Origin of the sequence: Cyanobium sp. BA5m-10, assembly GCF_024346255.1 — a bacterium.
Lineage (GTDB): Bacteria > Cyanobacteriota > Cyanobacteriia > PCC-6307 > Cyanobiaceae > Cyanobium_A > Cyanobium_A usitatum.
On the sequence record NZ_JAGQCP010000071.1, the window covers coordinates 1 to 9,205 of the forward strand.

9 protein-coding genes and 3 pseudogenes are annotated in these 9,205 nt (G+C 52.0%); 7 read left to right on the top strand and 5 right to left on the bottom strand.

The features are described 5' to 3' along the window. The first annotated feature begins 528 nt into the window (after nt 1-528). Nucleotides 529-882 carry a DUF805 domain-containing protein gene (locus KBY85_RS14835; RefSeq protein ID WP_254962230.1) on the top strand — a complete coding sequence of 118 codons (354 nt, stop codon included), beginning with the start codon at nt 529-531 and terminating at the stop codon, nt 880-882. Nucleotides 883-1,059: 177 nt separating this feature from the next. Here the strand turns inward: KBY85_RS14835 and KBY85_RS14840 are convergent, their stop codons facing one another. Then, entirely contained in the window at nt 1,060-1,398 is a 339-nt protein-coding gene (locus KBY85_RS14840; protein ID WP_254962231.1) for a hypothetical protein, read from the bottom strand. Nucleotides 1,399-1,661: 263 nt separating this feature from the next. Further along, nucleotides 1,662-2,084, bottom strand: a complete 423-nt coding sequence (locus KBY85_RS14845) for a hypothetical protein (protein WP_254962232.1) — start codon at nt 2,082-2,084, stop codon at nt 1,662-1,664. A 122-nt stretch (nt 2,085-2,206) separates the two neighbouring features. On the opposite strand from KBY85_RS14845, the pseudogene KBY85_RS14850 reads away from it, so the two are divergent. Both KBY85_RS14850 and KBY85_RS14855 read left to right on the top strand, forming a co-directional pair. Then, nucleotides 2,207-2,380, top strand: a pseudogene (locus tag KBY85_RS14850) (DNA-3-methyladenine glycosylase); the annotation flags it as partial. 605 nt (nt 2,381-2,985) lie between these two features. Then, nucleotides 2,986-3,876 (top strand): hypothetical protein, encoded by an 891-nt coding sequence (locus KBY85_RS14855; protein WP_254962233.1) that lies wholly within the window; start codon nt 2,986-2,988, stop codon nt 3,874-3,876. A gap of 25 nt (nt 3,877-3,901) precedes the next feature. On the opposite strand, the gene KBY85_RS14860 is transcribed toward KBY85_RS14855, so the two are convergent. From KBY85_RS14860 to KBY85_RS16110, 3 genes and pseudogenes are all read right to left on the bottom strand, one after another. Next, nucleotides 3,902-4,222: a hypothetical protein gene (locus KBY85_RS14860; protein WP_254962235.1), complete on the bottom strand. Its 321-nt coding sequence runs from the start codon at nt 4,220-4,222 to the stop codon at nt 3,902-3,904. Nucleotides 4,223-4,253: 31 nt separating this feature from the next. Continuing rightward, entirely contained in the window at nt 4,254-5,876 is a 1,623-nt protein-coding gene (locus KBY85_RS14865) for an ATP-binding cassette domain-containing protein (RefSeq protein WP_254962236.1), read from the bottom strand. Between the two features lie 105 nt (nt 5,877-5,981). Continuing rightward, a pseudogene (locus tag KBY85_RS16110) lies at nt 5,982-6,590 on the bottom strand (FHA domain-containing protein); the annotation flags it as partial. Nucleotides 6,591-6,656: 66 nt separating this feature from the next. On the opposite strand from KBY85_RS16110, the gene KBY85_RS14870 reads away from it, so the two are divergent. The 4 genes and pseudogenes from KBY85_RS14870 to KBY85_RS14885 form a co-directional block, all read left to right on the top strand. Then, the gene (locus KBY85_RS14870; RefSeq protein WP_254962237.1) at nt 6,657-7,331 is read left to right on the top strand and encodes a neutral zinc metallopeptidase; all 675 of its coding nucleotides are present in this window, start codon (nt 6,657-6,659) and stop codon (nt 7,329-7,331) included. Between the two features lie 519 nt (nt 7,332-7,850). Beyond that, nucleotides 7,851-8,585, top strand: a complete 735-nt coding sequence (locus tag KBY85_RS14875) for a C39 family peptidase (protein WP_254962239.1) — start codon at nt 7,851-7,853, stop codon at nt 8,583-8,585. A gap of 33 nt (nt 8,586-8,618) precedes the next feature. Beyond that, nucleotides 8,619-8,930 carry a hypothetical protein gene (locus tag KBY85_RS14880; RefSeq protein WP_254962240.1) on the top strand — a complete coding sequence of 104 codons (312 nt, stop codon included), beginning with the start codon at nt 8,619-8,621 and terminating at the stop codon, nt 8,928-8,930. Nucleotides 8,931-9,003: 73 nt separating this feature from the next. Further along, nucleotides 9,004-9,205: pseudogene (locus KBY85_RS14885) on the top strand (hypothetical protein); the annotation flags it as partial.

A 9,205-nucleotide genomic window follows, 5' to 3' on the forward strand; every position in this document is an offset into this window, starting at 1 on the left:
TGTCTCTCTCCTTTTCTGCTGCTGGCTGGCAGCCCGCCATAAATTTTACCTTCATAGCATCGGTGTAGTCTGCAGAGTTGAGTCCTTCTTGGAAGCCCTCCTTCACTTCACTGCATGATGAGAGAATGGGCAGGATAAGTAGGATGGTGATGTAGAAGGATAGCGGCTTCATCTTTTCTTGGTAAATCAAAGAAATGAATTTAGTTCATGCGCCTGACGCTTCAAATAGGTTGCAACATTTCTCTGCCTTTAAATAATAAATATAGTTTCAATCCCACCACGTCCTCCCAGCACTTCACAAATCCATCTTCTGCCGCCCCGCCGAGCAGTGCCACTGAGCTAATCGGCTTCCTGTTGGTGAAGCGGAAACCCACTGGGGAGTTGCTCTGGGGGTTGATTGTGAAACGGAAGCGTATTGCCAAAACGAACTTGCCTGGCCACGGCTACCACAATTGAGAGTATTGCAAAGCATTAAGATTCTGCGCAAGATTGGCTCCTCTGCTAGAAAGGATTGCTTGAACAATGGCAATGATTGAATCCTACAGATCTTTTTGGGTGAAGTCTTTCGCCTTTGGTGGAAATACAAAGCGTTCCGATTTCTGGCTTGCTTATGCGGGTAACGCAATCGTTGTTGTTTTCCTTTTGGTCCTTGGCTTCCTTTTAGGCTCTCTACTAGGAGATTCCGACAATGTTACACCAGTTGCGCTTATCGTAATTTATTCGGTTGCCGCAATTGTCCCCAATGTCTCAATTCAAGTAAGGCGCCTTAGGGATGCTGGCTTTAATCCCTGGCTTCTTCTTGTTAGTCTTGTGCCATATGTTGGCGGGATAGCTCTCTTTATAATGTATCTGCAGCCTTCCAAGTTGCCTTCGCCTGTATAGCCTTCGTCACTTCACTGCTCCGTAGGCACCCCCCATAGCAACCCAGCTCCTTCCAGCCCTCCCCCAATCCTTCTTCGCCCGCCCCGCCGTGCTGGTTGCCCCGAGCTAATCGGTTGCCTCCTGGTGAAGTACCAACCAAATGGTGATTTCTTTTAGCCAACAGAAGCCAACAATATTTCACTCAGGCATGTATTCAATCATGATAGTCCCCTCTTGGTCTATGTATTGCCTGTATGTGATTGCAGTATTGTCATTGTCTGACCAAGAGGCTTTGCCGCGGCATTTTAATTCGTTATCTGACTTGGAGATTTCTGTTGGCTCGTAAATTGCCACTAGTGCAAAGCCCCTTGATGCTCTATCTTTTTCGCTAAGGTCAATAATATCTGGGCGTATATTTTCGCAGTCAGAAGCTGCTTGATCTGCTTTATTTGAAAGGGATTCACACCCTGCAGTGGCTATCGCTAAAGTCGCTGCAATTATTGCCATTCTAACTGGAATTGGCTGTTGATCTTTCATTTTGATGAATATACGATCTAGCTGATAATATAGCAATTCTATACCGCATGGTTCGGCAAGGCCTTCGCCCCCTTTAATCTATCTTCAAAATTACAGTTGTTCCCCAAGCCACTCCCTTAGCCACCACGCCCTCCCAGCACTTCACCAATACATCTTCTGCCGCCCCGCCGAGCAGGTTGCCACTGAGCTTATCGGCTGCCTGCTACAATTCGATAATAGTTTTATTGTGTGTTGTCAAAAGTTGGCTTAATCGAGGCTTTCAATCAAAGGCATTCAATCTCATTCCCATTATCAAGATTGCCAAGCCTCAATGAACCTTTGTATTCTTCATCCTTGTGCCATTTGCCACCCAAGGAGTCGATAATATTCCACAGAAAAAAGGGACCTTCTGCATCACGCCATTTATATGTCATTTGCGGGCCATCTGCCCAAATTAACTTAAATTTACCACGGTAGTCGATAATTCCTACGGGTATAAGATTGCCTTTATTAAAACTACACTTTGTTCGGGTTTCACAGGGTGACTTCGTGCATAGTCCCGCTGAGTTAGCAGGATATGTGGTCTCTGAAAGAGCTGGAGATACCGCAAAGAGGTAAAGCACAATGGCTGAAAGATTAATTTGACTCCAGGCTTGAATATTGCAGATGTTCATATTTGTCAAACTTTTTGTGTTTCTATTGTTCATGGGTTGTCCGGCTTAAACTTAACCTTTAGTCTAAAGCACTTAAATCGACTTCTGGCTATTTCGCCCTCCCAGAACTCCCCCAATCCTTCTTCGCCCGCCCCGCCGAGGTCGTCGCCCCCGAGCTGATCGGCTGCCTGCTGGTGGAAAGCCAAGTCTCAGGCGACCTGCTGTGGGGCGTGATTGTGGAAACGGAGGCGTATTCCCAAGACGACCCCGCCTGTCATGGCTACCACCGCCGGACCCCCAGCAAACACACCCTTTTTGGTGAAACATGGAGGTTTTATGTGTACGTGAGCTAAGGCATTCACCACTGCGTCAATATGGTGAACAGGTGAATCCTAAGGGCAGCAGCGACCTGCCTCACTAGCTGGGGTGCGTGGCTTAAATATGACTACCTTCGACGGAGCGGAATACCATTCAAAGGTCACAAGCAAAGCAAAATTTGGTCAAGTCGTTGAATTAATTAAATACTGTAAAAAAGTGAACTTAACTTGTAAAAAGGATTTGCGGCGTCTCACTGACATTGGCTGGGACTTTAGTAAGCCCTCAGAGTTTGATCATCAGCCTGCGCTCATATTCCAGTAGGTGGGAACTATGGAATGCTCTGCGGGCAATTTTTTGAAACAAATAATTTCTCAGAGTCTGATAGCATAGTGGCGATGCTTGACGACACTTACTCTACCTTCGAGAAAGATGTCAAGGAAAGGAAGCCATTGGGGCGTCTGCTTGGACTAGAGCCGGAGACTTAGCTGCAGTTGTACTCTAATGTTTCCTAGTGAATTAGGACCCTTACTTCCTATCGTCTCTACCCAATCATTCTTTTCTGTACCCCTTCGATCATCGCTGTCTCTGACCAAGGCAGTAGTGATGTTAAACTGTTTTTATATTTCTTGTTTAATTCATGGCAATCGCAGGTTCCGACGGAAACCTACGAGCTCTGGGATCGGAGTTGGCAGCTTTCATAGTTGCTAGATCTGATGAGCAGCTCACTACAGCTTCGCTGCAAGCAGTTATCGGCGATCTAGCAGTTGACCATCCTGATCTGGTTGCTCCGCTGAAGGACCTTGTCAGTCGGCAGTCCTTCCGCTCAGTGATTTCCCATGCATCCTCGCGTGGTGGCGCTATCCAAAGGGATGCACTGATCCAGGAGATCGGCCGCATCTATCACCCAGCTATCTTGACGGCAATTGAAGATGTACTCAATGGATTCCTTGAGACTTCTGGTGGCGTAGCTTTACAACTATCGCAAAGTATTTTCATACAAGATCGATCATCAGGCGGTCAGGCCCTTGAAAACAATGCCGGCGTCAACTTAAAATCTCAGATCACCTCGTCGCCACTCAAGAGTGATAATAACGAATCGCAGCTCTTATCAGCAAGTCAGAGTTACTTTGCTGCCGCGATTGAACTTGCCAAAAAACTGTGCGGAGTCGATCTTGCAACGGCTTCTGCCAATACTTCTGGCAAAGGACTTTTTAATTATGTATTACGTGATGCCGTTGGCAAAGACCTTGCAAGAGTATCTCTTGCAATGCTGGACGCCAAGTTACGACCAGCAAATTCTATTGAGCCAATTAAGACTGGTACGATCAATCAGCTGAGCGCAAATAATGGATCTGAAGTATTGTTTTATAAAGCCGTTGAGCTTGCTCGGAGCATGGGGAATACAAATCTGGCTGAGGCATGCGCCCCAGCATCGAGCAAAGGTATTTTCAATTACACCATACGCGATGCGATGTCGAATACCCTGGCGAAGGTACCTCTCAGCATGCTGCAGAATGAGTTGCAATAGCTCTACTAAATAGTTTCGTGTCAACTCACTGTTGCTTCTTTAGTTCGATTCTCCCTGTGTATTCGGCAAGCGGGTGGTCTATGCTGAGTGTATTGGCATCTACAATGTCAACAAAAGTATCACCCTCGGGTCCCTTGAAGATGATCTTGCTTCCACTTTCTTCGTAATTAGACACAACCGGAACGCCCATGATGCGGGAATAAACCCTGCCATCTGGTTGAAAATCAAGAGACATTATATTATTTGCATCTTTATAGACGCCTGATATCTTGCGGATGCAGCCGCTTGCAAGCAGTAAAAGCAGCGCAGCCGTTGCAAGCACTGAATATCGAGTCTTGCTATGCATGGATCGAATTGATAGCGATTTGCGCACTATATTAGCCTTTCAAACCCTTGCGTCGGCTCAGGGCAATCAGAGCAAGCAAGATGAACGCACCAAATTGCAGGAGCAGCAGAAGGCTGCTGTCACGAACATTGGCGATGGTTGATGCATAGGGCTCAATGTCAATCTTTGGCAAGTTCGGCAATGCAGGCTCCAAATACAGCTTCTCAAGAGCCGAGTACGCACCAAAGATCTTGACTGCCCAGCGACTGGCAACTGCTGGGTAAAGAGCTGTCAGACTGCCAATCTCAAACAGCACACCAGAGAGAATCAGCTGTGGCATCAGCAGCAGCGGAGACGAACTACCCGCTTGCCGTTGGTCCTTCACCAGGGTGGACAGAAACAGTGCCATCGCACCACTGGCCACGATCGTGAGCAAGGCTGCCATCCAGTAGCCGAATGTCGCTGACCCGATGCCACCGAGAGCAGGCAGGCGGAACAGTACTGCCGAGACGCTAGCGATTAGCAGCGCCTGCGGTACGGCCAGCAGCAGGATCATCAGTCCTTTTGCGCTCACGTAGGCCAAAGGCTGCAGATTGAAGCTCCGCTCCCGTTCATAGATCGGCCTCTCCCTAGCCACTGCTCCAATGTGGGTACTGATCCCTGTCCAGATGCAGGCGCAACTCATCACGAAGATCACCTTGATGGCCAGTGGCAGCAGCGATGGATTCAGTCCTTCACTAGGCACCTCAAACACTTCTGGCTTCTGGATGGCCCCTGCCAGCAGCAGGATCGCTATGGGTGCCGTCAGCATGTTGAGCGCGAGGGAGACACGATCCCGCCAGCTAACCAACAGTTCTCGATGAAGGACTGTCTTGAGCTGACTGCCGAACTGCCGTACCGGCTGCAAGGCTGCTGGAGCAACCTGACGAGCGAGTGCACCTTTGGACTCTGCTGTGAGCTCAGGCAGTGGCTGTTGCTTGCGAAATCTTTCTGCTTCCTGCTCAAGTTCTAAATCGCTCAAATTAAGCCGTTCATAAACCTCGGCAAAGTCCGTACCTACCTTGTAGTTCTGTAGACACCCACTGGGACTGCCGGCGTAACACAACCGGCCTCCACGACCCAGAAAGACGAGTTGATCACAGAGGTTCACGTTGGCCGTGGCATGGGTCACCACAAGCACGGTGTGGCCACGATCCGCCAGCTGGCGCAGCAGCCGCATCATTCTGCGATCGAGGCCTGGGTCCAGACCCGAGGTTGGCTCGTCTAGAAACAGCAATCGAGGGTCAGCTACCAGTTCCATACCGATGTTCACCCGTTTGCGCTGCCCGCCGCTGAGTTCTCGCACTAGGGCGTTTCTACGATGATCTATTTCCAGCAGTTGCATGACCCGCTGCACGGCTGGTTGCCGAGCCTCATTGTCTGGAATTCGCAGCCTTGCAGCAAATGTCAGAACTTCGGAGACGCTCAGCTCCGGATGGACAATGTCGTCCTGGGGTACAAACCCCATTAATGGCCTCAGGGCCCCAATGCTTCGCCGCAAATCATCACCACTGATTTGAATTTGCCCACGGTATTCAGGGTTTTGGCCTGCCAAGGTAGTAAGCAGGCTTGACTTTCCTGCACCACTTCCGCCGACGAGTGCCACGAGTTGCCCGCCATGAATTGAGAGCGACATCGACCTGATGCGATCAGGCAGCTCGAGGTTCCTTACCTCAATTCCAAAACGGAGCTGATCGCCCTGCTGCACCAACTTCTTGCCATCCCAGTGAAAACGTCCGCGCCCGATCCGAACATCCGCTCCAGGGGCAATGCGTGAGACGCGTCCAGCCTTCTTGCCATCTATGAACAGCCCATTGCTACTGCGGTCTTCCAGTAGGGCAGTTCCATTGCCCTCCGGTCGCAGCAAGGCGTGTACCCGCGAGACTGTCGGGTCATCGAGAAAAATGTTGCAGCTGGACTGACGTCCGATGCTCAACGTGCCTTGCTGCACGGCGCTGAGCGAAATAGGCGCCTGAGCGGGAGGCGTAGTTGCCTTAGGTAACGCAGCAGGCGGCTCAAGCCCCAGGATCTGAATGCGGATTCGCTCGTCTGGCACCTTCCCAATTAATAGCGTTAACTCATGGATCGCTCCCAGCTCCTCTGGGCTCCGGAGCGGGCGGCCATCGGCACGGAAGGTTCCATTGGCGCTGGCGGAGCCAGCCACTCCGTCCTGTATCACCCAACCACCAGACTCCCAGTGCAGCTCCCCCTGCAGCCGCGAACAGCCTTGCCAGTGATTGGGAACCACTAGATCGCATCGACTGGGATCGCGGCCGATCAGGTATCGGGACTTCAAGGCAAGTTGCAGCTGAACCTCTTCCTTCCGCCAATAGAGATGGGCAGTGACCATGACGCATGCAGGAAGCCTTAGGGCAGTCTGCTATGAGCAAGGCTGTAAGTTACTTCAACGGACGCCGTGAGAGCCCCGATCGCATTGCTTGCAGGACTGGCACTGCTGGTAAGCCTTTGTTCAAGCACTTCACGAGCCGGCAACAACCCGCAGCAGCTGTTTCTCACAACGCTGACAACCCTTCGCAACCTGGATCCTTCCGTGGCAAGCGTAAGGTCCCGAATTCTTGCCGCTCCCAGAAATAAAACCGGATGCGGGAATGCCGGAAATGGTGATTCGGTAGCTTTCTACTGCCAGCTAGACCGCACAATTTATGTATCCGTAATTACACTCAACGCGATTTCGGAAAACTACGGAGCCTCTGCAGTGAGGTACCTAGCAGCCCATGAATTGGCCCACGGCCGCCAGCATGCTGTGACAGGCTTCTCGAAGAACTTGGTCTGGAGCTCAGTACTTGACGAACTTCAGGCAGATTGCATAGCTGGTAGTTATCTACGGATTGCATATGGCTACACGCCGCAATCACCGCAGGGTGAAGGGGTACGGAGCTTTGCCTACAATATTGGCGATCGTGAATATCTTAATCACGACTGGCACGGCAACCCACGCCTACGTGTTGCTGCCGTCAACCTCGGGATGCGTAATGGCAAACCATCAAGCTGTCTATCGAGTAAGAGGTTTAATTACGAAAGCCTTCGTGGATCTGGTACCGAGATGCTCAGGCAATGGAGGAAGCGCTGACGCGCTTTAAGGATAGTTACCATAATAATGATCTGCAATCATTGATGTCCTCTTTATTGCATCGACCGTTAGTAACGCCATGCTCTACTGGACTTATATGTCAGCCTCTCTTACTCGGAATGACGAGGAAAGCTGGCTGGCGAAAGCTTGGCCTACCACAAGCAAATATATCTAGCATCAATACTGCCATGACTTGGAGCGCTCTTTGGCGTCATATTTTATACCCTTGGCTTTCCGTCTTCCCGCGATAGCTTGCAGAGTAAATCGCAGTGATACTGCTAGGGGGATGGTTGCCAAGGCCTGATTCTCATATGGGGCTGCAGATCGAACCTAGGATTTCTACCATTGAGAGGTATAAAGCTTATCAAGCTTATCGTCGTCAATTGAATATCAGTTGGCAATTCTCCTCATGGGTCTCAGCAGTGATCCACATAAAGCAACCTGTGCAACTTGCTCCATAGTCTGAGCTGAAAGACGTGAAGTGGCGAGGCGGCAACAGGAAAGGACTGCCTTGCCGCCATGACCGCAACCTCTCCTGCCGCCCAGGCACCGTTCACAGCTGAACGTTGGCAGCAGTTTTGGAACGCCTGGAAGGCAGAGCCCCAGCAACTCGAGGGCATCGAGCAGTTGCGGTGCGCCGTCATTTCTGCCGACCCAGCGATCCTCACTGAGGCCGCGTCCTGGCGGCAGACCTTCTCATCGGCACCCCCGGCTCCAGAGGTCTCAGCCAGTGCCAATCCCCTGCCGGTGGCCTGGGAGAACCAGAACGACAACGCCTCCGGTACCGGCTACCGCGAGTGCTTCTCCAGTAGCTGCGCCATGCTCGCCCGCTACTGGGGCAAGGTGAGCTCGGACGATGAGTACAACGCCATCCGCGCCAAATACGGCGACAGCACAAGTGCAGAAGCCCAGCTCTCGGCCTTGCGCTCCCTGGGGCTGACGGCGAACTTCGCGACCAACGGGGGGCAAGCAGCTTTAGAGCAGCAGATCAACCTGGGAAGGCCGGTAGCCGTGGGCTGGCTGCATCACGGTTCTGTATCTGCGCCATCAGGTGGGGGTCATTGGAGTGTGGTGATCGGTTTCACAGAGGCGGTGGCCATTCACAACGACCCCAACGGAGAAGCTGATCTAGTCGCAGGTGGATACACCGCCAACACCAACGGCGCAGGCCAGCACTACAGCTGGAAGAACTGGCAGCCCCGTTGGGAAGCAGATGGCAATGGCACCGGCTGGCTACTGACCTGCCAGCCGTAAACAGGCAGTGGAATGGGTTGAAGGTGCAGATGCATGAGTGATCAACTCCCGCCAGCACCGTCAGGAGCACCTCACGGTGGGACGCCCCGAGGACCTCAGCCTCCCTTTGATCGTGAGCGCTTTGTCTTTAAGACCCTGGCGGTAGTGATCTGCACCCAGCTTTTGATCTATTCCCTTGCTGCCGGGGTCTGCGGTCAGCGGGCATTGGCAGGCCGGCCAGTTGGTCAGGTATGCCCAGGCACTCTTGAGAAACTGCAGATGGGTTTTGATTCCACCCTCAACCTGCTGCTGGCGCTGCTGGGCGGTGCAGCGCTGACGAGGGTTGGCAGGCCGCCTGGCTCTTGATGAGCAACAGCAAAATGCGGCAGTTGCTGATCACTACTGAGTAACGCCAGAGTGGGCGCTTACGAAAGCAGCCATGGCCCGCTTTGAGGCACTGATAAAACCGATCGCCGATGGCAAAGCGCTGCGCGATGCGCTCGAGCAGCTCGCCCAGAGCTGGGGAGGGGTCCTCACCTGGCTGGATCGACGCAATGCCTCGTTGGATCTTGTCTCAGGCGGACTGCCAGTAAAGCTTTTGCTGGAGCTCCGGCGCGGCGATGTCCTTAGTGTCATGGTCT

Coding starts and splice junctions, on each gene's coding strand:
- KBY85_RS14845 (WP_254962232.1), bottom strand. CDS start 2,084: ATGAACAATAGAAACACAAAAAGTTTGACAAATATGAACATCTGCAAT.
- KBY85_RS14835 (WP_254962230.1), top strand. CDS start 529: ATGATTGAATCCTACAGATCTTTTTGGGTGAAGTCTTTCGCCTTTGGT.
- KBY85_RS14875 (WP_254962239.1), top strand. CDS start 7,851: ATGACCGCAACCTCTCCTGCCGCCCAGGCACCGTTCACAGCTGAACGT.
- KBY85_RS14860 (WP_254962235.1), bottom strand. CDS start 4,222: ATGCATAGCAAGACTCGATATTCAGTGCTTGCAACGGCTGCGCTGCTT.
- KBY85_RS14865 (WP_254962236.1), bottom strand. CDS start 5,876: ATGTCGCTCTCAATTCATGGCGGGCAACTCGTGGCACTCGTCGGCGGA.
- KBY85_RS14855 (WP_254962233.1), top strand. CDS start 2,986: ATGGCAATCGCAGGTTCCGACGGAAACCTACGAGCTCTGGGATCGGAG.
- KBY85_RS14880 (WP_254962240.1), top strand. CDS start 8,619: ATGAGTGATCAACTCCCGCCAGCACCGTCAGGAGCACCTCACGGTGGG.
- KBY85_RS14840 (WP_254962231.1), bottom strand. CDS start 1,398: ATGAAAGATCAACAGCCAATTCCAGTTAGAATGGCAATAATTGCAGCG.